Below are 23,791 nucleotides of genomic sequence, written 5' to 3' on the forward strand. Positions count from 1 at the left end.
GTACAATGGGCCCTGTAACGTACCTAACCTTTCTGAACAGGAAAACCTGATGATTCTGCTGACAACCAACTACGGTGACATCAAGCTGGAACTGGACTATGACAAGGCACCGGAAACCGCCAAGAACTTTGAACAGTACGTTCGCGACGGTTTTTACGATGGCCTCATTTTTCACCGTGTGATCAGCAATTTCATGATTCAGGGCGGAGGCTTCGAGCCCGGCATGACGCCGCGCAAAACCCGCGATTCCATCCAGAACGAAGCCGATAACGGCCTGAGCAACATGCAGGGCACCATCGCCATGGCACGCACCATGGACCCGCACTCCGCTACCGCCCAGTTCTTTATCAACGTTGAGAATAACGGCTTCCTCGACCACACCGCCAAGAACGCGGAAGGCTGGGGCTACTGCGTGTTCGGCAAGGTTGTCGAGGGCATGGACACGGTCAACGCAATCCGCGCGGTCCGCACCACCATGCGAGCGGGCCACCAGGACGTGCCTGCCGATGACGTGGTTATCGAAAAAGCTGAGGTTCTGGAGGACGCGTGACCACGCTGTTTATTTCAGACCTTCACCTTGAGGAATCCCGCCCGGATATTACTGAGGCATTTCTGGGGTTTCTCGACGGGACAGCCAGCGGCGTTGATCAGCTCTATATCCTCGGTGATTTCTTCGAGGCCTGGATCGGCGATGACGAACGCACGCCGCTCCAGGAACAGATTGCTGCTGCCCTGCGCAAACTGAGGGATAGCGGCACCGACATCTTCCTGATGCACGGCAATCGGGATTTTCTGATTGGTGAGGATTTCTGCAAGCGGGCCGGCGCAAGCCTTCTGGACGACCCCACGGTAATCGATCTGCACGGTACCCCTACCCTCCTCATGCATGGCGACAGCCTGTGCACGGCCGATGTGGAGTACCAGAAGTTCCGGGCCAACATGCGCAACCCCCAGTGGCAACAGATGATTCTCCAGCGCCCCCTGAAAGACCGCCAGCAGATGGCCCGCCAGCTGAGGGAAATCAGCATGGCGAAAAATCAGGGCAAGGAAGAGTTCATCATGGACGTAACGCCGGAGGAAGTGATCAAGGATATGGAAGCCCACGGTGTCCAGCACATGATTCATGGCCACACCCACCGCCCCGCCGTGCATGAGCTCATTGCCAACGGCTTGCCGGCAAAGCGGATTGTCCTGGGCGACTGGGACAAGAACGTCTGGTGGCTCGAGGCGGAACCTGGCAAAGAGCCAGAGCTGAAGAAACAACCGTTATAAAAAAACCGGGCAAATGCCCGGTTTTTTTTGCCCTTTGCTTCAGTGCGCCAGTATCTGCTGGAGAAACTTCTGGGTCCGAGCTTCCTGCGGGTTTGTAAAAAACTCGTGCGGTGGTGCTTCCTCCACAATCTCACCACCATCCATGAAGATGACCCTGTCGGCCACGGTTTTGGCAAAGCCCATCTCATGGGTTACACAAAGCATCGTCATGCCGCTGCCGGCTAGCTCAATCATGACATCGAGCACTTCCTTGATCATTTCGGGATCCAGCGCCGACGTTGGCTCATCGAACAGCATGATTTTCGGCTTCATGCACAGGGCTCGGGCAATCGCAACCCGCTGTTGCTGGCCGCCGGACAACTGTCCGGGATATTTGAGAGCCTGGTCGGGGATCTTTACCCTCTCCAGATACTCCATGGCCGTCGCTTCCGCCTCTTTACGAGGAATCTTGCGGACCCAAATCGGTGAAAGGCAACAGTTCTCGAGCACGGTCAGGTGCGGGAACAGGTTGAAATGCTGGAATACCATGCCGACTTCCCGGCGAACCGTATCGATCTGGCGCACATCATCCGTCAGCTCAACGTCGTCGACGATGATTTTGCCTTGTTGATGCTCTTCCAGCCGGTTAATGCAGCGAATGAACGTCGATTTACCGGAGCCGGACGGCCCGCAGATAACAATTCGTTCGCCCTGGGCCACTGTCAGGTTCAGGTCCTTCAATACGTGAAAATCCCCGTACCACTTGTGCATCCCTTCCACGCGGATGATATCGGGTTTCTTGTCGGTGTCGCCCTGCCCGGAGGACGTCACGTTGGATGTCTGGGTTTGTTCTGTCATTGGATTACCCATCAGGTTTTATGACCGGTGTCGAGTTTGCGTTCAAGGTTCTGACTGTAGCGGGATATGCCGAAGCAAAAGACCCAGAAACAGAAAGCGACAAAGACATAGCCTTCGATCGCAACGTTTTGCCACGCGGGGTCAGTCACAGTGGACTGGACCGTACCAAGCACATCGAAGAGGCCGATAATCAGAACCAGCGTGGTGTCCTTGAACAGTGAAATGAAGGTATTCACGATTCCCGGAATCACCATTTTCAGCGCCTGGGGAAGAATAACGAGCCCCATCTTCCGCCAGTAGCCGAGCCCGAGGGCATCAGCTGCCTCATACTGGCCCCGCGGAATGGCCTGCAGACCACCCCGGATGACCTCCGCCATATAGGCAGACTGCCAGAGTGTGATACCAATCAGGGCCCGTGCCAGTTTTTCGAAGTTGACGCCTTCAGGGAGGAATAGCGGCAGCATCACCGAGGCCATAAACAGCACTGTGATCAGGGGCACCGCCCGCCAGACCTCGATGAACACCACGCTCAGACCACGAATGATCGGCATCTCCGAGCGCCGTCCAAGGGCCAGTAGAATGCCAATAGGCAGAGAGGCGAGGATGCCGATGTATGCGAGAATCAGGGTCAGCATCAGGCCGCCCCATTTTGTGCTCTCGACAACCTCAAGGCCGAACGTGCCGCCGGGTATCAGGAAATACCCGATGATGGGCAAGCCGGTCATGCCGAAAATCCCGAGCCATTTGCGGCCAGGGAACCGCTCGATGAACTGGGGTACAAACGCAATGGCCAGCAGCAGGAACATGGCGTCCACACGCCACTGCAGCTCATCAGGGTAGAACCCGTAAATGAAGAAATTCAGACGCTGACTGATAAACAGCCAACACGCGCCCGCGCCAGTACAGTCACTCGCATCCTGGCCCTGGAAGTTCGCTTCGAACAGCAACCAGTTCAGCAGCGGGCCGACACTGGTCACCAGCAAATAGCCAACGGCAAGGGTCAGCAAGGCGTTGTACCAGGTTGAGAACAGGTGCTCTCGCATCCACTTGATCGGACTGAGCGCCTTCTTGGGTGGTTTCATGGTTGACTCAGTCATCATCGCTCCTTAATCGCCACAGCCCGGTTGTAGATATTCATGAACAGCGAGATCGAGAGGCTGATCGTGAGATAAACCGCCATGGTGATCGCTACAACCTCGACCGCTTGCCCGGTCTGGTTAAGGGTGGTGCCCATGAAGACTGCAACGAGATCCGGATAGCCGATGGCCGTCGCAAGGGATGAGTTCTTCGCCAGGTTCAGGTACTGACTGGTTAATGGCGGGATGATGACGCGCATTGCCTGCGGTATCACAACCAGGCGCAACGTAAGTCCGTTAGGGAGTCCCAGCGCTTTGGCCGCTTCCGTCTGGCCCTTGCTCACTGACAGGATACCGGACCGAACTATCTCTGCGATAAAACTGGCCGTGTACAGCGACAACGCCACCCACAGGGCGGCAAGCTCGGGAATGATGGTAATACCACCACCAAAATTGAAGCCCCTCAGTGCGGGTACTTCCCATTCGAGCGGGCTGCCTGCGGCGAAGTAGGCAATTGCCGGCAACAGGACCAGAAGTGCAACACCAACCTTGAAGGTGGGAAAGATCTGGCCAGTAGCCAGCTGCCGCTTTTTGGCCCAGATTCGAATGCCAACAACTGCGGCAATGGCGATTGCCAGAGCCCCCCAGACCAGCCCAAAACCGTCCTGTGCCAGGGGTTCCGGGACATAAAGCCCGCGATTGTTGAGAAACATGGTACCGCCCACATCGATACTCTGGCGCGGCGAAGGCAAGGCGCCCAGAACGGCGAAATACCAGAAAAAAATCTGCAGCAGTAACGGGATATTCCGGATGACCTCGATGTAAACGAGGGACACCTTGGCAACCAGCCAGTTACTGGACAGACGGGCCACGCCGATGATGAATCCGAGAATCGTTGCAGCAACGATGCCCATTGCGGAGACCAGGAGGGTATTGGTCAGGCCAACCCAGAAGGTTCGGCCATAGGTCATGGTGGCATCGTAAGGGATCAGGCTCATGATGATGCCGAAACCGGCAGTCTCATCAAGAAAGCCGAAACCGGTGCTGATGCCCCGGCTCTCCATGTTGGCGAGCGTGTTTTCTACCAGTGTCCAGCCAGCCCAGAAAACGAGGGCTATGGCGACAACCTGGAAAAAGAGTGAACGTACCCGGGGGTCATACCAGGGCTTGGGCCCCGCAGGTCTTGAATCAATTGTTTGTTTTTTCATGCAATGTTCCGAAAGGCTTCCCTGCAGCTGACTTCATCAGAGATCACCGGGGCGCCGCTTGCGAGGCGCCCCGGTGTGCTTTCAGGTGTTACCGGACTGGCGGGGCATACATAATGCCGCCATCGGTCCACAGGGCGTTGATACCCCGATCCAGACCGAGCGGTGTGTCCGGACCCACATTGCGGTCGTACATTTCGCCGTAGTTACCCACGAGTTTCACAACCTTGTGACCGAAGTCGTCAGGCAGACCAAGCTTGGCACCCATGTCGCCATCCGTGCCCAGCAGGCGCTGAATGTTCGGATTATCAGACTTCAGCATGTCGTCAGCATTGGCGCTTGTGACGCCCAGTTCTTCGGCGTTGATCTGCACTGAAAGCACCCACTTGACGATGTTGAACCACTGGTCATCGCCCTGACGGACGACCGGACCGAGAGGCTCTTTGGAAATGGTGTTCGGGAGGATCGTTGCCGCGCTCGGGTCCGGCAGTTTGGAGCGCAGTGCCGCCAGCTGGGAGCGGTCAGACGTCAGAACGTCGCAGCGTCCCGCAGAGAAACCCTGAACGGTTTGCTCGGATGTGTCGAACACGATCGGCTTGAATTCCATGCCCTTGGCACGGAAGTAGTCGGACAGATTGAGTTCTGTGGTGGTGCCCGCCTGGATACAGATTGAGGCACCGTCAAGCTGGGTTGCATCGGTAACCCCGATATCCTTGTTGATCAGGAAACCCTGGCCGTCGTAGTAGTTCACGCCCGCGAAGTTGAGACCCAGCGAAGCGTCACGGGTCAACGTCCAGGTGGTGTTCCGGGAGAGCATGTCGATTTCACCGGACTGCAGTGCGGTAAAACGCTCTTTTGCAGTGAGGGGCGTAAATTCGACTGCGGAGGCATCACCAAAGATCGCTGCAGCTACGGCGCGGCAGGTATCAACGTCGATACCGGTCCAGTTGCCTTTTTCATCAGGCTGGGAGAATCCCGGAAGACCGGTGGTAACACCACACTGCAGGTGCCCCTTCTCCTTGACGTTCTCCAGAGTCGTGGCGGCCATCGCACCAGTAGCCGAGAAGGTACCTACGGCCAGAGCAATCCCCAGGGCAATCGATTTCGTCTTTCTCATTGTCTTTTCTCCGAACATCAGTTGGTTTTTCGAGACGCATGGACTCAGCAATTTGCGAGCCATACATCTTAAACCCATGATTTGTATTGTTTTTATCCGCCACCAGGGCGTTACAGACAGATCTGGAACGAGGTGACGCTGCTTCATGCACTGATACAGTGCCCTCATTGCGACTCCATGCGCCAGAAAAAGGCAGCATTGGAGCCGTGCTCCTTAAAAGTAGAACAAGGTTCGGTAAATGAACTAGTTTTTATGCAAATTTATTCGGAAATTTTGAAGACGGGTGGCTCTTCATAGGTTTCGAGGCGTTTCAACCAGCCTGGCAGCCAGCGCTCTCGTTCGATGGGATCTTTTGCGTTTTCAGCTCTGCGCGTGAGCACCTGAGCGGCCGCCTCCCGAAACTGGACGAGAGCACTATGGTCAGCGGAGCCAGACATTGCCAGTAGCACCTGCAGTAGCCCCCAGCCTTGCTCGTTATAGCGTTCCTTGGGTGAAAGCCCCTCTCCCTTGAAATTCACATAGTCGATAATGGCATAGACGCCGCCGGGCGTCTGACTGAGCGCTTTTAACCTGTTAGCCACTTCTGACTTTCGCTCGTCCGGAGCGGCCTCAACAATTTTCCCCAGCGACTGCCTGGCCCGGCGGAATATGAATTCCGCCTGAATTCCCTGAGTGCCCGCCAGAAACTCGCGTAGTTCTGCGAGCCGGGGCGAGTCGTCGACAGCCATGAATTCCGCTTTCCGGCTCCAGGGCGCATCGAAGGGCTCCAGAGCCCGCAGCCATTGGGGAATATTGACTTGTCGTTGCTCCATGTATTCCATCAGCGCGGGAAAGCTCTCGACAAACCGACCCTCAACACCCTTCGGATACCAGATAAAGTGTCCGATACCGAGCGACGGGAAGGCCTCACCATCATTCCAGTGGACCAAGCACTGGAAACGACCTGCGCATTCGTTCCGGAAAATCTGCTGACCCACCCAGTCTAACTGGGCGGAGGTCAGCGCCAGGGAAACATCAACATCAGGACTCTCCGACGCGGACATATCCTGGGTCTCAGGAACGGGATCCGTAGTCTCGTTCGCGGAATCACAGCCAGCGAGTGCGAAAACCGTGATCAGACCAAGCAATGCAAACGATTTACCAAACACCAGCGCCTCCGGTAGGTTCAAAATTACGGGCGATTACTCTACAGCATGTTCAGCCAGTCTTGCTTTGATGTCCTCTGGAATTGGCAGGGCCTTCTCTGTTTCGTAATCGAAATGAATCAGCACGGCGACGCCCCGGGCAATCTGCTTGTCGCCCTGCCAGGCTTCCTGAACGACATGGAACGAGGAATTGCCAATCTTGCCAATGCCTGTTTTGATCTTGACCGGAATATGCCAGTAGCTCTGGGCCAGCAGATCAATTTCCAGCCGTGCAATGATCAGCGGCCAGGTCTCCGCCTCAAGGGTGGGATGAAAAATCCGGAAAACCGGCGTTCTGGCCTGCTCGAACCAGACCGGCAAAGTGGTATTGCTGATGTGCCCAAGGGCATCGGTATCGCTGAAACGTGGTTCCAGTTCCAGATGAAACATGGCGGCTTCCCCCTTTTGAAAACCGCCTACTATACACCGGCCATACGCAAACGACCCAGATCTCCGACTAAGGCACGATACGCAGCACTCGCCCTTCGGCGCTGTCGGTAAGCAGATACACCCCACCGTCAGGCCCCGTGGCAACATCCCGAATCCGCTCATCAAGCTCTTCGAACATCGTTTCCGTATCGTTGGCCTGCCGTCCGTCCAGCGTCACCCTATGCACACTTCTGTCGGCGAGCGCGCCCACAAGCAAGTTGCCGTGCCAGTCCGGAAACAGCTCGCCCCTGTAGCGGGTCATCCCTGAGGGCGCGATTGAAGGGGTCCAGTGCAGCAGCGGCTGCTCCATACCCTCATGCTCAACAAAGGGCGTGATCATCGCTCCCGTGTAGTCGATGCCATGAGTGATCACCGGCCAGCCATAGTTGTGTCCCGGCTCGATGATGTTGACCTCATCCCCGCCACGTGGGCCGTGTTCGTGGGCAATCAGCAAACCATCAACGGAATCGTAGACCAGCCCCTGCACATTGCGGTGTCCGTAACTGTAGATTTCCGGAAGAGCATCGTGGCTGCCAACGAAGGGATTGTCTTCGGGCGCGGTGCCATCCGGGTTCAGGCGGACAATCTTGCCAAGATGGCTGGACAGGTCCTGCGCCTGCTCGCGATAGTCAAATCCATCTCCCAGGGTGACGATCAGCGTACCATCGGGAAGCCACGCCATTCGGCCACCATAGTGGGCACTGCCCTGCTTCGCAGGTTGAGCCCGGAATATCTCGACTACGTCGTGCAGAGCCATTCCCTGTAACTGACAACGGGCAACACATAGGTGATTGGCTGCGGCGGTACCGCAAGCGTAGGCGAGAAATACCGCCCGGTCAGCCTCAAAATCCGGCGACAGCAGGACATCAAAAAGGCCAGCCTGAGCATCATTGAAAACTGTCGGCACGCCTGTAATCGGCTCGGGATCCAGCCCCCACTCCCCTGAAATGCGCCGTAACCGCCCTGCCCGCTCCGTTACCAGGGCGCCACCCTCAGGGAGAAACGCCAGGGACCAGGGATGCTCCAGCCCAGAGATTAATGTCTCGACGGTGTAGTTGCCGGGAGACTGGGCCTGCACCGGCGCGGGCAGCGACCCGAGGCCCAGTGCCAGGCAACAGGCAAGAATAACCGTCGGAGCATGACCAACGACACCGGTATGCCGCCTGGCCGTCAGTCGGGCGAACAATGCACCCGCAAACGCCGCCGTTAGCAACATCGCGAGTAGCCCACCCGCAGACCGGGTAGCCGCAATGAGCGTAGGCATGGGGGCCAGTGCATTGGCTGTCAGCAGCGCCACCCACAGCCCGCAGGCCCCGGCCAGTGCGAACAGCGGTACCCGCAGCCCACGCCCCACGAAACGCGAGACAGCGGTAGCGACAACCTGGGAAACGACGAAACTAACACCAAAAAGGATTCCATAAAGCGGCGCGAAGGAAACCAGATCATGCACAGTGGCGGACAGGCGGGCGTCAAATCCAACCCCCACCCCGATGGCCTGAAGGGCGAGGAGGTTTAGCTGGGTCTGAACCACTGTACCAAGAACCACTCCGACCACCAGTGCCACCAGGAAACTGATGACGTTTTTCTTCGTTCCCTGCATTCCCGCCATTTTGTCCGCCTCCATAACCGTTTGCCGTTTATACGACCAATTCTGTCAGATACAAACACAAAAAAGCCGGAGCATCACGCTCCGGCTTTGTCAAAGGCGGCCTGGCCCTGAAAACTCACTGCTCCACAAAGGCCCGTTCAATCACGTAATGCCCCATGTCGCCGCCCCGGGCTTCCTTGAAACCCATATTGTTCAGGATGGCGCAGGTGTCCTTCAGCATGCTCGGGCTGCCGCAGATCATGAACCGATCGTTTTCCGGATCGAAGTCCGGCAAGTCCAGATCACGGGTAATCTTCCCGGTTTCCATGGCATCGGTCAGCCGGCCCCGGTTGCGAAACTCTTCGCGAGTGACGGTGGGATAGTAAACCAGCTTGCCCTTGACCATTTCGCCGAAGTATTCGTTCTCCGGCAATTCCTCAATTTCCTTCTGATAGGCCAGCTCGGACACGTAACGAACGCCATGGGTCAGGATCACCTTATCGAAGGCCTCGTAGACCTCTGGATCCTTGATGATGCTCATGAAGGGGGCAAGCCCGGTACCGGTGCTGATCAGCCAGAGGTTCTTGCCCGGCAGCAGGTTATCCAGAATCAGGGTACCCGTTGGTTTGCGGCTTACCAGAATTTCGTCGCCCACCTGAATCTTCTGTAGACGGGATGTGAGTGGGCCGTCCTGCACCTTGATCGAGAAGAACTCAAGCTCTTCCTCGTAGTTCGCACTGGCAATACTGTAGGCGCGCATCAGCGGCTTGCCCTCGGTCTCCAGACCGATCATGACGAAATGACCGTTTTTGAAACGAAAGCCCGGATCACGGCTTGTGGTGAAGCTGAACAGGGTATCGTTCCAGTGATGGACGCTGGTAACTTTCTCTTTGATCAGGTTGCTCATGTAAACCTCTTGCCTGTTCGATACGCTGTTTTACGGCGAATGATTTAACTTTGGATTGCGCTCAGTTTAACCCGGCACTAACCTATCGGGAAAATGGGATATTCTCATAACCTTATTCGAGTGAGCCGATTAAGAGCGAAAAGTTATGAAATACAGTTTCCGACAGCTGGAGGTTTTCCTTGCAGCGGCGCACTTCCAGAACATTACCCGGGCCGCCGAATCGCTGGCCATGTCGCAGTCAGCAGCCAGTAGTGCACTGAAAGAACTGGAGAATCAGTTCGATATCCAGCTGTTCGATCGCGTTGGCAAACGGCTTCAGTTAAACGAACTCGGGCGGCTTTACCGCCCCAAGGTGGAAGCCGTCCTGGCCCAGGCGAACGAACTGGAACAGGCCTTCAGCAAGCACACGGAAGTGGGTGCGCTCAAAGTAGGTGCCACGCTTACTATCGGAAACTATCTGGCCGTGGGTGTCATGGCCCAATACATGAATACCCCTACACACCCCAGAGTCTCTCTGGAAGTGGCCAACACAAGCACCATTGCCAGACGAGTCAAGGACTTTGAGTTAGACATCGGGTTGATTGAAGGCGAATTACAGTCACCTGAGCTGGATGTGTTGCCCTGGCGAGGCGATGAGCTGGTGGTGTTCTGCTCTCCGAGCCATCCTCTTGCCGGCAAGAAGTCTCTCTCCGACGAGGACCTGCGCAGCGCCACCTGGATCATGCGGGAGCCAGGGTCAGGAACCCGTCAGAGCTTTGAGAGAGGCATGCACGGCCTGCTGCCGGATCTGAACGTGCTGCTGGAACTGGAACACACTGAAGCCATCAAGCGCGCCGTAGAGGCGGACCTGGGCATTGGCTGCCTGTCTGAAGTGGTGCTGGCAGACGCGTTCAAGCGGGGCAGCCTGGTGCCGCTGACGGTCCCGGAACACCGACGATTTGATCGCCAGTTCTATTTTATTCTGCACAAGCAGAAATACCGCAGCGCCGGCATTGATGCCTGGATAGAGCTGTGCCGGCAGCTACGCTGAGACCGGCCCGCTGTGGAACCGGAACTCCGTATCCGGCTCTTCGACCAGCGCTTTCTCAAGCGCCAGAAATTCTGCCACCCGCGCCTCGATAGGCTCACCGGCAGCCTGCTCGGCCAAAGACAGATAATCCTGATAATGTCGGGCTTCGGATTTCAGCAGGCTGGTGTAGAAGTCCGCCAGCTTCTCATCCAGAAATGGCGCCAGGGCAGCGAAACGTTCGCAGGAGCGCGCTTCGATAATAGCGCCCACGATCAACACATCCACCAGACGTCCGGGATCTTCGGTGCGAACTGCCTGTCTCAAACCGGCAGCGTAGCGGGCCGGCGTCAGGTGACAATACTCCACGCCCCGCTTTTTCATGATCGCCAGCACCTGCTCGAAATGCCTCAGCTCCTCACGGGCCAGCCGGGACATCTTGTTCAACAGGTCGGTGTTGTCGACATAACGGTACATCAGACTCAGAGCTGTGGAGGCGGCCTTTTTCTCGCAGTGGGCGTGATCAATCAGCATCAGATCCTGATTCGCCAGGGCGTTGTCGATCCATTGTTGCGGGGTCCGGCACGGCAGGAAGTTGTGAATCTCTTGCAGGGCGTCGTTCATGGCTAAGCACATTGGTTAATTGGCGGCGGGCGAGTATAGCGCACTTAACAGATTCCTCCGACCTCTGTCCAACTTAACTTTATAAGGGGTTTCCTATAGAATGCAGCGCCAGATTGAGGAGTCTCTGAATAAACCCTGAAACCCCATCGGTGATTTGAGGCATTATTCAGAGGCTCCTGCGGCCTTTCCGCCAAAAACCGCCCGCCAAGGCATGAAGCCAACGGCGCGGGACATTCCAACTGATGAGGGTCCATATCGTGTTAGAAGCCTATCGTGAACACGTTGCTGAACGTGAAGCCCTGGGTATTCCTCCCAAGCCCCTGAACGCCGAGCAAACCGCTGCTCTGGTCGATCTGCTGAAAAACCCGCCGGCCGGCGAGGAAGATACCCTGGTGTATCTCCTGGAAAACCGTGTGCCGCCAGGTGTGGATGAAGCCGCCTACGTGAAGGCCGCTTTCCTGACCGCCATTGTGAAAGGCGAAGCGTCTTCTCCGCTGCTGGACAAGCAGACAGCGGTCAAGCTGCTGGGCATGATGCAGGGTGGCTATAACATCGCGACTCTGGTCGACCTTCTGGATGACTCCGAACTGGCCGAACTGGCCGGTGAACAGCTCAAGCGTACCCTGCTGATGTTCGACGCCTTCAACGACGTGAAGGAAAAGATGGACGCAGGCAACCCCGTTGCCAAGGCAGTCATTGAATCCTGGGCCAACGGCGAGTGGTTCACCAACAAGAAGAAGGTACCCGAGAGCACCAAGATGGTGGTGTTCAAGGTTACTGGCGAAACCAACACCGACGATCTGTCACCGGCTCCGGATGCCTGGTCCCGCCCGGACATCCCTCTGCACGCCCGCGCTGCCTACAAAATGGAGCGCGACGGCCTGAAGCCGGAAGAGCCCGGCGTTACCGGCCCCATGAGCCAGATCGACGAAATCAAGTCCAAGGGCCTGCCCGTTGCCTTTGTTGGTGATGTTGTCGGTACCGGTTCTTCCCGTAAGTCCGCCACCAACTCTGTTCTGTGGTTCTTCGGTGAAGACATCCCGGGCGTGCCCAACAAGCGTGCCGGTGGTGTCTGTATCGGTAACAAGGTTGCTCCGATCTTCTTCAACACCATGGAAGACGCCGGCGCCCTGGTTTTCGAGGCTCCCGTTGACAACATGAACATGGGCGACGTGATCGAGATCCGTCCGTACGAAGGCAAGATCCTGAACGAAGCCGGTGAAACCATCTCCGAGTTCAAGTTCAAGTCTGATGTGATCCTGGACGAAGTTCAGGCCGGCGGCCGTATCCCCCTGATCATTGGCCGTGGCCTGACTGCCAAGGCTCGTACAGCACTGGGCATGGGCGCGACCGACCTGTTCCGCCTGCCGAAAGATCCCGAAGCCGGCACCAAGGGCTTCACCCTGGCCCAGAAGATGGTCGGTAAGGCCTGTGGCCTGGAAGAAGGCAAAGGCGTTCGTCCGAACACCTACTGCGAGCCGCACATGACCACCGTAGGTTCCCAGGACACCACCGGCCCGATGACCCGGGACGAGCTGAAAGATCTGGCATGTCTGGGCTTCCAGGCTGATCTGGTTATGCAGTCCTTCTGTCACACCGCTGCCTACCCGAAGCCGGTTGACGTGGAAATGCAGCACACCATGCCGGACTTCATCCGCACCCGTGGCGGTGTTTCCCTGCGCCCGGGCGACGGCATCATCCACTCCTGGCTGAACCGCATGCTGCTGCCGGACACCGTCGGCACCGGTGGTGACTCCCACACCCGTTTCCCGATGGGCATCTCCTTCCCGGCCGGTTCCGGCCTGGTTGCGTTTGCCGCTGCCACCGGCGTAATGCCGCTGGATATGCCGGAGTCTGTTCTGGTTCGCTTCAAGGGCGAAATGCAGCCCGGCATCACCCTGCGCGACCTGGTACACGCCATTCCGCTGTACGGCATCAAGCAGGGCATGCTGACCGTTGAGAAGAAAGGCAAGATCAACGAGTTCTCCGGTCGCATCCTGGAAATCGAAGGCCTTGAGCACCTGACCGTTGAGCAGGCGTTCGAACTGTCTGATGCCTCTGCCGAGCGCTCCGCAGCCGGTTGTACCATCAACCTGTCTGAAGACTCCGTAGCCGAGTACCTGCGCTCCAACATCACCATGCTGCGCTGGATGATTGCCGAAGGTTACGGCGACCCGCGTACCCTGGAGCGTCGCGCCCAGCAGATGGAAGAGTGGCTGGCTGATCCGAAGCTGATGCGTGCCGACAAAGATGCCGAGTACGCCCACGTTATCGAGATCGACCTGGCTGACATCAAAGAGCCGATCGTATGCTGCCCGAACGACCCGGACGACGCCAAGTTCCTGTCCGAAGTGGCAGGCGACAAGGTGGACGAAGTCTTCATCGGTTCCTGCATGACCAACATCGGTCACTTCCGTGCCGCTGGTAAGCTACTTGAACAGCACAAGGGTCCGCTGAGCACCCGCCTGTGGATGTCTCCGCCGACCAAGATGGATCAGGCCCAGCTGATGGAAGAAGGCTACTTCAACACCTACGGCACTGCCGGTGTTCGCACCGAAATGCCGGGCTGCTCCCTGTGCATGGGTAACCAGGCGCGTGTAGCACCGAAGTCGACGGTTCTGTCCACGTCCACCCGTAACTTCCCGAACCGCCTCGGTGATGGTGCCAACGTGTACCTGACCTCTGCGGAACTGGCAGCTGTGGGTGCGGTTCTGGGCAAACTCCCCTCCCCTGCGGAGTACATGGAGTACGCCAAGGACCTGAACAGCATGTCGAAAGAGATCTACAAGTATCTCAACTTCGACCAGATGGAGAACTACACCAAGAAGGCTGCCGAGGCGAACGTTGCCTAAGCGCTGACCTTCAGGTCTAGCTCCACAAAAACGCCAGCCCTCGGGCTGGCGTTTTTTATGCCTGCTTACATACCCGGGACGCCCACATACTCAGTCGATAATAAGCCTCACCAGAATCGCAGCCACCATAACGAGGGTAATCCCCTTGATCCAACGTGCGCCGCGTTTGCTCATATTGACCCGGGTAGCGATAAACGCACCGGTAACGTTGCCCAGTGCCAGGGTCAGGCCCACGCCCCAGCGCACCTGATCGTTAAGGGCGAACACTACCAGTGCTGCAAAAGTAAATGGCAGCACGATCGAGACCTTGAGAACGTTCACCTGGCGCAGGTCGATCTTGAGCATGTGGTAAAGCACCACAAGGAAAAGCACTCCGACACCAACCTGAATGAATCCGCCGTACATGCCAACCACGAACATCGCCAGGTAGACAGCCGGACCCAGGCGCTCAGGCGTCAACGGACGGGTATTGAGAACGGGCTGCGGCAACAGCATGAAGACAGAGGCGCAAATCATGGCCGCCACGAGCACCCATTCGAACACCGTATCGGAAACCCAGGTAGCGACCCAGGCACCCACAAGAGAGCCCAGAACCGCTGGAATCGCCAGGTGCAGGCTGACAACAAGGTTGCCATGCCCCATGCGGTAGAAGCTGCCTACCGCAGTGACACTCTGCAAGGTTATCGCCACCCGGTTCGTGCCGTTGGCCACCTGGGGCGGCAAACCGAGAAACATCAACAGGGGCAGGGTCAGCATGGAACCGCCGGCTGAGAGAACATTAATAAACCCGGCAATGCCGCCGATCGTCAGCAAAGCCCCGATTTCCAGAACAGTCACTCAGCGCGCTCCATCCAAGCTTGGGGGATACGACAGTACCCCCCCTCGATCAGGAATCATTATGACTAAAAAAAGGACTCCCGAAGGAGCCCTTTTCACTTCTGACAACGCTTTTCCCGCGTTTTTTTACCGTCCGATGTGCTGGTACTCACCGGCATCGGCGGTTACCGAGCTCACTACCAGGATTGCGATGAATGCCGCAATGAAGCCCGGAATAATTTCATAGACACCCGGGCCACCCATGAACGAGCCGTTCCAGCCCAGGGAGATCCAGATAATGACCGTGGCTGCACCGACAACCATACCCGCAATCGCGCCTGCACCATTGGTGCGCGGCCACATCAGTGACAGGATGATCAGCGGGCCAAATGCAGCACCAAAGCCTGCCCATGCGTTGGCAACCAGCGCAAGAACCTGAGAGTCCGGATTGGAGGCGATAAAGGCTGCGACCAGACCGACGAGGACAACGCACACCCTGCCAATATTCACGCATTCCTTATCAGTTGCTTCCTTACGCAGGAACAGACGATAGAAGTCTTCTGTCAGCGAGGAGGAAGACACCAGCAGCTGACTGGAAATTGTACTCATAACCGCCGCCAACAAGGCTGCATACAGGAAGCCAGTAATCAGGGGATGGAACAGCATATCGGACAGAATGATAAAGATGGTCTCAGGATCCTGGATGTCCATACCATTGCGAATGGCGTAGGCGCGACCAAAGACACCCAGTGAGATCGCACCGATCAGGGAGATCAGCATCCAGCTCATGCCGATGTTCCGGGCAATCGGTACATCCTTCAGGGTACGGATGGCCATAAAACGCACGATGATATGGGGCTGACCAAAGTAACCCAAACCCCAGGTAACCGCAGACAGCCAACCTATGAAGGTCAGGCCTTCCGTCCAGGACAGAAGCGTCGGATCGACTTCATTCAAAGTTTGTGACGCCTGAGCAAAACCACCGCCGCCTTCGCCAAACAGCACAACGGCCGGCATGATCACCAGCGCCAGCATCATGATGCAGCCCTGCACAAAGTCCGTCATGCTCACGGCCAGGAAACCACCTACCACGGTATAGGCCAGAACCACGCCCAGGGTAATGACGATACCAACTGCGTAATCACTCAAGCCACCGAAGTTGAAAATCCCGGAGAACGCGCTTTCGAACAGCTTGCCACCGGCAACCAGACCTGACGCCGTGTACACTGCGAAAAAGATAACAATGACGATCGCAGATACTGTTCTGAGGGAAAGTGCCTGCGTCGGGAAGCGATTCGCCAGGAACGAGGGAATGGTAATGGCATTTCCGTAGTGAACGGTCTGCTCACGAAGCCGTGGCGCAACCAGCGTCCAGTTAAAGAATGCCCCCACGAGCAGGCCAATACCGATCCAGGCCGATCCGAGACCGGAAGCAAACAGCGCCCCTGGCAGACCCAGAAGCAACCAGCCACTCATATCAGAAGCGCCAGCTGAAAGCGCAGCCACCTTCGGACTGAGGGCTCGACCGCCCAACATATAGTCCTCGGATGAAGAAGTAGCTCTGCGCATGGCATAAACGCCAATGGCGATCATGAGCGCAAAGTAAGCAAATAGACTGATCCAAACACCAATAGCCATAAGGGCTCCTCCGGTTTAATGAGTCGGAATAGATCCGCTCGCAAAGCACATGGCTGACCTTCTGCCAACTCGCTGCACTATTCTTCTTTTGTTCCCGAATTCCATCTCAATTGAAGCAGGGATTTTTCCTTGTGGTAATTCCCTGAACCTGAGTGCGCAAAGGGCATTTGCGACTCTCACCCCGCACCGGGCTTCAGTCGCTATAAGTTAGTATTAGTGCGGATTTCAGGCTTACGAAATCCTACGATTCTTTTGCACAATCCTACGGGACTAATGAACTGAGGGGCCAAATCAGGCCACACGCTCGCCAACCTGTAATCGTGACGGCGTGGTCCCCTTGTATTTCCGCAAGGCATTTGTCAGCGCGCTTTGCGACGAGAAACCGGTTCGATAACTGATTTCAGACACGGTAAGGGTCGTTGTTGCAAGAAGGTGCGCCGCCTGATCCAGGCGCGTCTGTAACAGAAACTGGTGCGGCGTTATGCCTGCCAGGTCCCTGAACACCTCATGGAACCGGCTGACACTGAGGCAAACCTCTCCAGCCATGTCTTCAACGGTGATCTTCTTATGGAGATTTCTGAGGATGAAGCGGCGGATTGCATCAGGGCTAATCGCATTCCGGTTTGACGTGAAGGACTGGCCATCCGTGATCCGGTCAGCCATGCAGTAAAGAATGCTGGAAGCCAGGTGCTGCTGGAGCGTTACATGATTGGGCGCGCGATCAAACTCGCCGGCGGCGAACTGGACAAGACCGTGCAGGCGACTATCCATTTGCAAGGTTCGCGGCTTTTCAAAGACCCGCATCATGCGCTCATAGTCGGCGTGAGCCGGAGAATTAACGGCGGGTGCAAGCGGATCCAGATTGATGACCAGAACATGGTTCTTGTCATTACCACGATAATCGTGTCGGGCCTCCGTAGGCACCAGATAAGCCCGCCAGGTGTCCAGGTAGGCCCCTGCTCCATCAACGCTCAACTCGGCTTCTCCACGCACCCCGATGACAATCTGGTGGTGCTCATGCCAGTGCTGATGCGCGGCCGTGGGAAGCTTCAGAAGTTTCGCGTTAACCATTAAAACTGCCAGCGTTTAACTGAGAATGTTCCTCAATTAAAGCAGAACATTACAGAAAGTGCACGAATGGAACAAAAACGGCGGCAAAACCAGAGCATTTGTCGGACTTGAAACTATTGACCATTGACCCACCGGTTCAAAAGGCCCGACACCTGATCAGACACCTCTGAGAGCGGACGAGCGGCATCAATCACGTGATACCTGGCGGGCTGTGCCGTCGCCCTGGCAAGATAGGCATCCCTGATTCGCTGGAAAAAATCCAGATCTTCCTGTTCAAAGCGATCCAGTTCACCCCGCTTGCGAGCTCGGGCCATGCCTGTGTCCACGGGGGCATCCAGAACGATAACGTGGTCCGGACGAATGTCACCCTGAACAAGGGTTTCAAGCAAGGCGATTCGTTCTTCGGGAACGCCCCGACCACCACCCTGATAGGCAAAGGTCGCATCGGTAAAACGGTCGCACAGGACCCACTGGCCTCGCTCCAACGCTGGAAGGATCCGCGTGTGGAGATGCTGCGCTCTGGCCGCGAACATCAGCAGCAGCTCGGTAATTTCATTCACCGGCTCGTCCCGGGGTGCCAGTAGGAGCTCGCGGATGGCCTCAGCCATGGGCGTGCCTCCTGGCTCACGGGTAACAATATAATCAACACCCATCTGATCCAGTGTGCTGGCGGCGTTGGTCAACTGGGTCGACTTGCCAACGCCCTCGGTGCCCTCAAATGTTATGAACTGTCCCCGCGCCGTCATCCGGCATCCTCATCAGAATCGGCATCCTGTGGTGCCGGCGAGGAACGGTAATCCTCACGTCGGTTTAGCTGAAACTCTCGCACCGCCTTCTGGTGCTCCGAGAGTGTGCGAGAGAACTTGTGGGTGCCATCACCCCGGGCGACGAAGTAAAGTGCATCGCCTTTGTCCGGGTGTAGCGCTGCGTGAATGGATTCACGCCCCGGGAGGGCTATGGGCGTGGGAGGTAATCCATTGATTCGGTATGTGTTGTAAGGCGTATAGGTACGCAGATCCTTACGACCAATCCTGCCCTGATAGCTGTCACCCATGCCGTAAATGACCGTGGGATCGGTTTGCAGCCGCATCCCCTTCTGAAGACGACGAACAAATACGCCCGCAACCTGATCCCGCTCATGGGGCGCTCCGGTTTCGCGCTCCACGATCGAGGCCATGATCAAAGCTTCATAGGGAGTGTCGTAAGGGAGCCCTTCTTCCCGCGCTGCCCACTCTTCGGCCAATACGGTTTCCATCCGGTTGAAGGCCCGCTTCAGAAGATCAAGATCCGATTCGCTACTGGTGAAAGCGTAGGTATCGGGAAAGAACCGACCCTCGGGATGCTCGCCTTCGGCGCCAACAGCCGCCATGATCTGCTCAGTGGTCCACTGGCCGGTCACTTTCTCCAGCCGCTCGGCCCGGGCCAGTGCTGCTCGCATATCCTTGAATGTCCAACCCTCGATAAACTGCACATACCAGTGTTTGGTATCGCCGGACACCATGGCACCGATCATGTCCCTGGGGCTCATGCCGTCGACAAATTCGTACTCGCCAGCCTTGATCCTGGTTTGTCCAGGCTCAAGCCGACCATAGAGCCTGAGCCACAACCGGTCTGAAACCAGTCCTTTAGACTCAAGTCGGCCAACTACTTCAATAAAAGAACTGCCCTGGGGAACGTTAAAAAGCAGCGGCTCTTCGAGCATCACCGGCTTGTTCAGGCCTTGCAGACCCTGCCACACCCAGAGACCAGTTCCTGCCGAGGCAAGGACGGCGACACAAACGCACGCAAGCAATAACTTCTTGAGCAAACGATTTATTCCAGTTTTTCGAGAGGATTGAAGATTGTCGCAAGTCCGCCATCGACAGGCAAATCATGACCGGCGATAGTGCGAACCGGAACAATACCCAGCACGCTGTTGAGCAGAAACAGTCCCTGGCAATCTGGACCAAGCACATCGTTTACCGTGACTGGACGCTCTGTCACCGTATCCCCTCTTTGCCTGAGTCGCTCCAGAAGCCACTGTCTGAGCACACCGGCAACCGCCAGGCTTGATGCCGGCGGTGTCAGCCAGCAATCGCCCCGGCGAAGCAGAAGATTGGTGCGGGTGCCTTCGACCAGATTGCCGTCGCGGTCCGCCATCATCACCTCGAATAGAGAAGGCCCGAGATCAGAGGCCGCCAGGACCTGTTCTATCCGGTTCAGAGACTTGATCCCCGCCAGCAATGGATTAACGGTCAGCGGCACTTTGGAGACATCAACCGCAACACCGGCTGGATCAGGCACAGGTGGCAAAGGTGAGGCAGAAACCATCAGGTTAGGCTCCATGCCAGGGTCCGGGCGATACCCTCGCCCGCCACTGCCGCGGGTCAGCGTCAGTTTCAGAACCCAGTCCTCCGAATTGAAACGATCAGCGAAACGTTGCGCCGCCTCGACGCAAACGTTGGCGAGTTCCTTCCGGGAAACCTCGATTCCAAGGCGCGCGGCGTCACGAACCATTCGCTCCAGGTGGCGGGATAAAAGTACACCCCTGTGCCCGGACATCCGGATGGTTTCGAACAGCCCGTCACCATAGGCCAGACCACGATCACCGGCAGGCAGGCCGCCCTCATCTGCCCAGTAAAGACGAAACACGACGAGTGTCAGCCTTCGTAGCGGCGGAAAATCAGGGTTCCGTTGGTACCACCGAATCCGAACGAGTTGGATAGCGCCACTCGAACATCGGCCTGACGACTCTTGTGGGCCACAAGATCCAGATCGCATCCTTCATCAGGATTATCCAGATTGATGGTGGGCGGCAGCACGCCATCGCGTATGGCCAGTACCGAGAAGATCGCCTCAACAGCACCGGCTGCGCCAAGAAGGTGCCCGGTCATTGATTTGGTACTGCTCATGGCCAGCTTTTCAGCATGTGCGCCGAATACTCTCCGAACAGCTGCCACTTCGGCGACGTCTCCGACCTGGGTGGAGGTGCCGTGGGCGTTGATATAGTCAATCTCGTCGGCGTCGAGGCCAGCGTCACGCACAGCATTGGCCATGGAACGGGCCGCGCCCTCGCCATCCTCCGGCGGCGCGGTGATGTGGTGGGCATCATCGCTCATGCCAAAGCCGACCACCTCGCCGTAGATCGTGGCGCTCCGCTGTTTCGCGTGCTCAAGTTCCTCAAGAACCACCACGCCGGCACCGTCACTGAGTACGAAGCCGTCCCGATCTTTATCCCACGGTCGACTGGCCTTTTCCGGTTCATCGTTTCGCGTGGACAGGGCCCGCGCTGCGGAGAAGGCAGCCATGCCGGTTCGCGTGGTCGCCATTTCAGACCCACCAGCCAGCATGACTTCGGCGTCACCGTAAGCAATCGTACGGGCAGCGTAGCCAATGTTGTGGGTGCCGGTGGTGCAGGCGGTGACAATCGCAATGTTCGGACCGCGATAGCCAAAGCGGATGGCAGCATTACCGGAGATCATGTTGATAACAGAGGCCGGCACGAAAAACGGGGAAACCTTTCGAGGACCGGACTTGTCCATGGTAAGAACGCTTTTCTCGATGTACTCGAGGCCACCGATGCCAGAGCCAATGGCAATACCGACGCGCTCGCGGTCAAGCCTGTCAAAGGATTCGAGGCCACTGTCGTCCACCGCTTGCTGGGCGGCAATCAGGCCGTAATGGATAAAGGCGTCGAGTTTCCGTGCATCCTTGGGGGACAGGTAGGGCTCCATATCCAGATCCCGGATGGCCCCTCCAATCCGTGTGTTGTACGCCGATGCGTCGAAGCGGTCGATCATTCCAATCCCGCTACGTCCGGCCTGGATGGCTTGCCAGGACGACTCCACGCTATTGCCGACCGGAGACAGCATGCCCATGCCTGTGATGACAACTCGCCGTTTAGTCATAACCTGTTACACCTGATCTTGTCCGAATGAATCTGAACGCAGATTGAACCTGATTTTCAGCCAATAAAAAAGCCGTCCCTCGCTGTTTCACAAGGACGGCTTTTTGCCTGGCTTTCTTAAATGCAGAGTATCAGGTGTGCGCGACGATGTAGTCGATCGCGTCCTGAACACTTGTCAGCTTCTCGGCTTCCTCGTCAGGGATCTCGGTTTCGAATTCCTCTTCCAGTGCCATAACCAGCTCAACGGTGTCCAGTGAGTCAGCGCCAAGATCCTCTACAAAAGAAGATGAGTTCTGAACTTCGGACTCTTTAACGCCCAACTGTTCACAAACGATCTTCTTCACGCGCTCTTCAACTGTACTCATAATGTCCTCACTTTGTGTGTCAACCAAGCAACTCAAGTGCTGCCAGTTTAGTTTAAACCCTACCTGCAAACAAGCAGGGATTCTGATAAACATGTTGTGCGACAAGGAGTTGCGCACAGACCCCCCACAGGGGGTTTATCCCATGTACATTCCGCCGTTTACGTTGATGGTTTCACCCGTCACGTAACCGGCTGCATCGGATGCCAGGAAGGCGACCACGGCGGCCACTTCTTCCGGCTCACCCAGACGACCCGCGGGTATGATTTCCAGCATAGCCTCGCGCTGCTTGTCGTCCAGTTTTTTTGTCATATCAGTGTCAATAAATCCCGGCGCCACACAATTCGCGGTGATACCCCGGTTCGACATTTCTTTGGCCAGACTCCGGGTGAACCCTTCAACGCCGGCCTTGGCGGCGCAATAATTGCCCTGCCCCGGATTGCCCATGCCGGCAACGACGGAACTGATGTTAATGATCCGACCCCATTTCGCCTTGGCCATGCCGCGCAGAACAGCCTTGCTGGTGCGATAGACGCTGGACAGATTGGTTTCCAGAACGGACGCCCAGTCCTCGTCTTTCAAACGCATCAGCAGGTTGTCGCGGGTAATACCGGCATTGTTGACCAGAATCAGAGGCGCACCTGACTTCTCCGTCAGCGCCTTGAGGCCTGATTCAATGCTGGCTGGATCTGCAACGTTCATGACCATGCCGTAGCCTTTGAAACCGGCCGACTGGAGGTCTTTGGTGATGGACTCGGCACCGGCCTCGCTGGTCGCGGTGCCAACGACTTCAGCGCCCTGCTCGGCCAGCGCACGGGCAATCGCCTGGCCAATGCCGCGGGTCGCACCGGTTACCAGTGCAGTTTTACCTTCCAGAGACATGAATAACTCCCTTTCGTTTCAGGACTGACCGAAGGCGTCCAGCGCCTTCGCCAGCGAGTCCGGATCTTCGATACCGTGAACGGCCAAAGTCCGGTCGATGCGTTTGGCAAGCCCCGCCAAGACTTTGCCGGTGCCGCATTCAACGGCGACCTCAACACCGTTGGCAACAAGAGTACGCACGGAATCCGTCCACAGTACCGGTGAATAAAGCTGCTTGAGCAGATTTGACTTCAGTGTAGCGGATTCGGTCTCGGCGGCAGCGTTAACATTTTGTATGACCGGGATGACAGCATCATTAAAGCGCACACCTTCCAGGGCTTTGGCCAACTCTTCAGCAGCGCCTTTCATCAGGGCGCAGTGGGAAGGCACGCTAACCGGCAATGGCATGGCCTTGCGGGCGCCTTTTTCCTTGCAGGCCTCAATAGCGCGATCAACCGCGGCTGCCGAGCCAGCAATGACGACCTGGCCGGGAGCATTGAAGTTAACCGCAGAAACCACATCACCCTGTGCCGCTGCTTCACAGGCGGCAACGACGTCGTCGTCATCAAGACCGAGGATGGCAGCCATTTTGCCTTGCCCTGCCGGTACGGCGTCTTGCATGAGCTCACCACGCAGGCGAACCAGCTTTACCGCCTCAACAAAGTCGAGGCTTTCGGCGGCAACCAGGGCGCTGTACTCCCCCAGACTGTGACCAGCAAGGAAGTCCGGCGCAACACCTCCCGCAACAAACCACTGCCGCCAAAGGGCGACACTGGCCGTCAGCAGTGCAGGCTGGGTAACCATGGTTTTATTGAGTTCCTCGGCCGGGCCATTCTGGCAGAGCGCCCAGAGGTCGTAACCAAGCACGTTGGAGGCTTCAGCGAAGGTTCTGTCGATAATGGGCCAGGCTTCAGCGGCAGCTGAAAGCATACCCACCGATTGCGACCCTTGTCCTGGAAAAATAAAGGCTGATTTCATAAGCGGAATCTTATCGTCATTGGGTGGTTACGTGAGATTAGCCAATAGTACAAGTTAGGCCAATTATCCGCGAACGCGTGGT

At 56.9% G+C, this 23,791-nt stretch carries 23 protein-coding genes; 4 read left to right on the forward strand and 19 right to left on the reverse strand.

Annotated features, from left to right (window positions below; translation table 11 throughout):
* Positions 1-49: 49 nt before the first annotated feature.
* The gene (locus tag GJU83_RS02095) at positions 50-550 is read left to right on the forward strand and encodes a peptidylprolyl isomerase (RefSeq protein WP_069183295.1); all 501 of its coding nucleotides are present in this window, start codon (positions 50-52) and stop codon (positions 548-550) included.
* Positions 547-1,272, forward strand: a complete 726-nt coding sequence (locus GJU83_RS02100; protein WP_153633559.1) for a UDP-2,3-diacylglucosamine diphosphatase — start codon at positions 547-549, stop codon at positions 1,270-1,272. The genes GJU83_RS02095 and GJU83_RS02100 overlap by 4 nt, the downstream gene beginning before the upstream one ends.
* A 39-nt stretch (positions 1,273-1,311) precedes the next feature.
* On the opposite strand, the gene GJU83_RS02105 is transcribed toward GJU83_RS02100, so the two are convergent.
* The 8 genes from GJU83_RS02105 to GJU83_RS02140 all read right to left on the reverse strand — a co-directional run bounded on the left by GJU83_RS02105 (position 1,312) and on the right by GJU83_RS02140 (position 9,615).
* Entirely contained in the window at positions 1,312-2,022 is a 711-nt protein-coding gene (locus GJU83_RS02105; protein WP_227514516.1) for an amino acid ABC transporter ATP-binding protein, read from the reverse strand.
* 98 nt (positions 2,023-2,120) lie between these two features.
* A complete protein-coding gene (locus tag GJU83_RS02110; RefSeq protein ID WP_069183293.1) occupies positions 2,121-3,206 on the reverse strand; it encodes an amino acid ABC transporter permease in 1,086 nt (361 codons plus the stop codon).
* Complete coding sequence (locus GJU83_RS02115) at positions 3,206-4,393, reverse strand: amino acid ABC transporter permease (RefSeq protein ID WP_153633560.1); 1,188 nt, start codon at positions 4,391-4,393, stop codon at positions 3,206-3,208. Before GJU83_RS02115 ends, GJU83_RS02110 begins: the two co-directional genes overlap by 1 nt.
* Positions 4,394-4,481: 88 nt before the next feature.
* Positions 4,482-5,507 (reverse strand): amino acid ABC transporter substrate-binding protein, encoded by a 1,026-nt coding sequence (locus GJU83_RS02120; RefSeq protein ID WP_069183291.1) that lies wholly within the window; start codon positions 5,505-5,507, stop codon positions 4,482-4,484.
* Between the two features lie 260 nt (positions 5,508-5,767).
* On the reverse strand, positions 5,768-6,655 hold the full coding sequence (locus tag GJU83_RS02125) for a hypothetical protein (protein WP_153633561.1): 888 nt from the start codon (positions 6,653-6,655) through the stop codon (positions 5,768-5,770).
* Positions 6,656-6,688: 33 nt separating this feature from the next.
* Positions 6,689-7,081, reverse strand: coding sequence for an acyl-CoA thioesterase (locus GJU83_RS02130; RefSeq protein ID WP_069183289.1), 393 nt, complete (start codon positions 7,079-7,081; stop codon positions 6,689-6,691).
* A 67-nt stretch (positions 7,082-7,148) separates the two neighbouring features.
* Positions 7,149-8,729, reverse strand: coding sequence for a PQQ-dependent sugar dehydrogenase (locus GJU83_RS02135; RefSeq protein ID WP_153633562.1), 1,581 nt, complete (start codon positions 8,727-8,729; stop codon positions 7,149-7,151).
* A 115-nt stretch (positions 8,730-8,844) separates the two neighbouring features.
* The gene (locus tag GJU83_RS02140; protein ID WP_069183288.1) at positions 8,845-9,615 is read right to left on the reverse strand and encodes a ferredoxin--NADP reductase; all 771 of its coding nucleotides are present in this window, start codon (positions 9,613-9,615) and stop codon (positions 8,845-8,847) included.
* Between the two features lie 145 nt (positions 9,616-9,760).
* Here GJU83_RS02140 and GJU83_RS02145 point away from each other — a divergent pair, with 145 nt between their 5' ends.
* Entirely contained in the window at positions 9,761-10,645 is an 885-nt protein-coding gene (locus GJU83_RS02145; RefSeq protein WP_136631971.1) for a LysR family transcriptional regulator, read from the forward strand.
* Here GJU83_RS02145 and GJU83_RS02150 read toward each other — a convergent pair.
* Positions 10,637-11,245, reverse strand: coding sequence for a MiaE family protein (locus GJU83_RS02150; protein ID WP_153633563.1), 609 nt, complete (start codon positions 11,243-11,245; stop codon positions 10,637-10,639). The genes GJU83_RS02145 and GJU83_RS02150 overlap by 9 nt on opposite strands.
* 257 nt (positions 11,246-11,502) lie before the next feature.
* Between GJU83_RS02150 and GJU83_RS02155 the strand changes: the two genes are divergently transcribed.
* Positions 11,503-14,097: a bifunctional aconitate hydratase 2/2-methylisocitrate dehydratase gene (locus GJU83_RS02155; protein ID WP_069183680.1), complete on the forward strand. Its 2,595-nt coding sequence runs from the start codon at positions 11,503-11,505 to the stop codon at positions 14,095-14,097.
* Positions 14,098-14,187: 90 nt separating this feature from the next.
* Here GJU83_RS02155 and GJU83_RS02160 read toward each other — a convergent pair whose 3' ends face one another.
* The 10 genes from GJU83_RS02160 to fabD all read right to left on the reverse strand — a co-directional run bounded on the left by GJU83_RS02160 (position 14,188) and on the right by fabD (position 23,709).
* Positions 14,188-14,934: a sulfite exporter TauE/SafE family protein gene (locus tag GJU83_RS02160; RefSeq protein WP_153633564.1), complete on the reverse strand. Its 747-nt coding sequence runs from the start codon at positions 14,932-14,934 to the stop codon at positions 14,188-14,190.
* Between the two features lie 126 nt (positions 14,935-15,060).
* Positions 15,061-16,551, reverse strand: coding sequence for a sodium/proline symporter PutP (putP, locus tag GJU83_RS02165; protein ID WP_069183284.1), 1,491 nt, complete (start codon positions 16,549-16,551; stop codon positions 15,061-15,063).
* Between the two features lie 291 nt (positions 16,552-16,842).
* The gene (locus GJU83_RS02170) at positions 16,843-17,622 is read right to left on the reverse strand and encodes a helix-turn-helix transcriptional regulator (protein WP_069183283.1); all 780 of its coding nucleotides are present in this window, start codon (positions 17,620-17,622) and stop codon (positions 16,843-16,845) included.
* Between the two features lie 113 nt (positions 17,623-17,735).
* Positions 17,736-18,368 (reverse strand): dTMP kinase, encoded by a 633-nt coding sequence (gene tmk, locus GJU83_RS02175; protein ID WP_069183282.1) that lies wholly within the window; start codon positions 18,366-18,368, stop codon positions 17,736-17,738.
* Positions 18,365-19,429, reverse strand: a complete 1,065-nt coding sequence (gene mltG, locus GJU83_RS02180) for an endolytic transglycosylase MltG (RefSeq protein WP_069183281.1) — start codon at positions 19,427-19,429, stop codon at positions 18,365-18,367. Before mltG ends, tmk begins: the two co-directional genes overlap by 4 nt.
* A 5-nt stretch (positions 19,430-19,434) precedes the next feature.
* Complete coding sequence (gene pabC, locus GJU83_RS02185; RefSeq protein ID WP_069183280.1) at positions 19,435-20,253, reverse strand: aminodeoxychorismate lyase; 819 nt, start codon at positions 20,251-20,253, stop codon at positions 19,435-19,437.
* Positions 20,254-20,261: 8 nt separating this feature from the next.
* A complete protein-coding gene (fabF, locus tag GJU83_RS02190; RefSeq protein WP_069183279.1) occupies positions 20,262-21,509 on the reverse strand; it encodes a beta-ketoacyl-ACP synthase II in 1,248 nt (415 codons plus the stop codon).
* Between the two features lie 130 nt (positions 21,510-21,639).
* Positions 21,640-21,873: an acyl carrier protein gene (gene acpP, locus GJU83_RS02195; protein WP_008174976.1), complete on the reverse strand. Its 234-nt coding sequence runs from the start codon at positions 21,871-21,873 to the stop codon at positions 21,640-21,642.
* Between the two features lie 135 nt (positions 21,874-22,008).
* Positions 22,009-22,752, reverse strand: a complete 744-nt coding sequence (fabG, locus tag GJU83_RS02200) for a 3-oxoacyl-ACP reductase FabG (protein WP_069183278.1) — start codon at positions 22,750-22,752, stop codon at positions 22,009-22,011.
* Positions 22,753-22,770: 18 nt separating this feature from the next.
* Positions 22,771-23,709 (reverse strand): ACP S-malonyltransferase, encoded by a 939-nt coding sequence (gene fabD, locus GJU83_RS02205; RefSeq protein WP_069183277.1) that lies wholly within the window; start codon positions 23,707-23,709, stop codon positions 22,771-22,773.
* Positions 23,710-23,791 lie beyond the last annotated feature (82 nt).

Source organism: Marinobacter salsuginis (assembly GCF_009617755.1).
GTDB classification, from domain to species: domain Bacteria; phylum Pseudomonadota; class Gammaproteobacteria; order Pseudomonadales; family Oleiphilaceae; genus Marinobacter; species Marinobacter salsuginis.

Excerpts from the sequence above, each read along its gene's own strand:
- fabG (WP_069183278.1), bottom strand. The coding sequence starts at position 22,752 with ATGTCTCTGGAAGGTAAAACTGCACTGGTAACCGGTGCGACCCGCGGC.
- GJU83_RS02130 (WP_069183289.1), bottom strand. The coding sequence starts at position 7,081 with ATGTTTCATCTGGAACTGGAACCACGTTTCAGCGATACCGATGCCCTT.
- GJU83_RS02135 (WP_153633562.1), bottom strand. The coding sequence starts at position 8,729 with ATGGCGGGAATGCAGGGAACGAAGAAAAACGTCATCAGTTTCCTGGTG.
- GJU83_RS02115 (WP_153633560.1), bottom strand. The coding sequence starts at position 4,393 with ATGAAAAAACAAACAATTGATTCAAGACCTGCGGGGCCCAAGCCCTGG.
- GJU83_RS02105 (WP_227514516.1), bottom strand. The coding sequence starts at position 2,022 with ATGCACAAGTGGTACGGGGATTTTCACGTATTGAAGGACCTGAACCTG.
- GJU83_RS02140 (WP_069183288.1), bottom strand. The coding sequence starts at position 9,615 with ATGAGCAACCTGATCAAAGAGAAAGTTACCAGCGTCCATCACTGGAAC.
- acpP (WP_008174976.1), bottom strand. The coding sequence starts at position 21,873 with ATGAGTACAGTTGAAGAGCGCGTGAAGAAGATCGTTTGTGAACAGTTG.
- GJU83_RS02145 (WP_136631971.1), top strand. The coding sequence starts at position 9,761 with ATGAAATACAGTTTCCGACAGCTGGAGGTTTTCCTTGCAGCGGCGCAC.
- GJU83_RS02150 (WP_153633563.1), bottom strand. The coding sequence starts at position 11,245 with ATGAACGACGCCCTGCAAGAGATTCACAACTTCCTGCCGTGCCGGACC.
- GJU83_RS02095 (WP_069183295.1), top strand. The coding sequence starts at position 50 with ATGATTCTGCTGACAACCAACTACGGTGACATCAAGCTGGAACTGGAC.
- tmk (WP_069183282.1), bottom strand. The coding sequence starts at position 18,368 with ATGACGGCGCGGGGACAGTTCATAACATTTGAGGGCACCGAGGGCGTT.
- putP (WP_069183284.1), bottom strand. The coding sequence starts at position 16,551 with ATGGCTATTGGTGTTTGGATCAGTCTATTTGCTTACTTTGCGCTCATG.
- fabF (WP_069183279.1), bottom strand. The coding sequence starts at position 21,509 with ATGACTAAACGGCGAGTTGTCATCACAGGCATGGGCATGCTGTCTCCG.
- GJU83_RS02170 (WP_069183283.1), bottom strand. The coding sequence starts at position 17,622 with ATGGTTAACGCGAAACTTCTGAAGCTTCCCACGGCCGCGCATCAGCAC.
- GJU83_RS02120 (WP_069183291.1), bottom strand. The coding sequence starts at position 5,507 with ATGAGAAAGACGAAATCGATTGCCCTGGGGATTGCTCTGGCCGTAGGT.
- GJU83_RS02110 (WP_069183293.1), bottom strand. The coding sequence starts at position 3,206 with ATGACTGAGTCAACCATGAAACCACCCAAGAAGGCGCTCAGTCCGATC.
- fabD (WP_069183277.1), bottom strand. The coding sequence starts at position 23,709 with ATGAAATCAGCCTTTATTTTTCCAGGACAAGGGTCGCAATCGGTGGGT.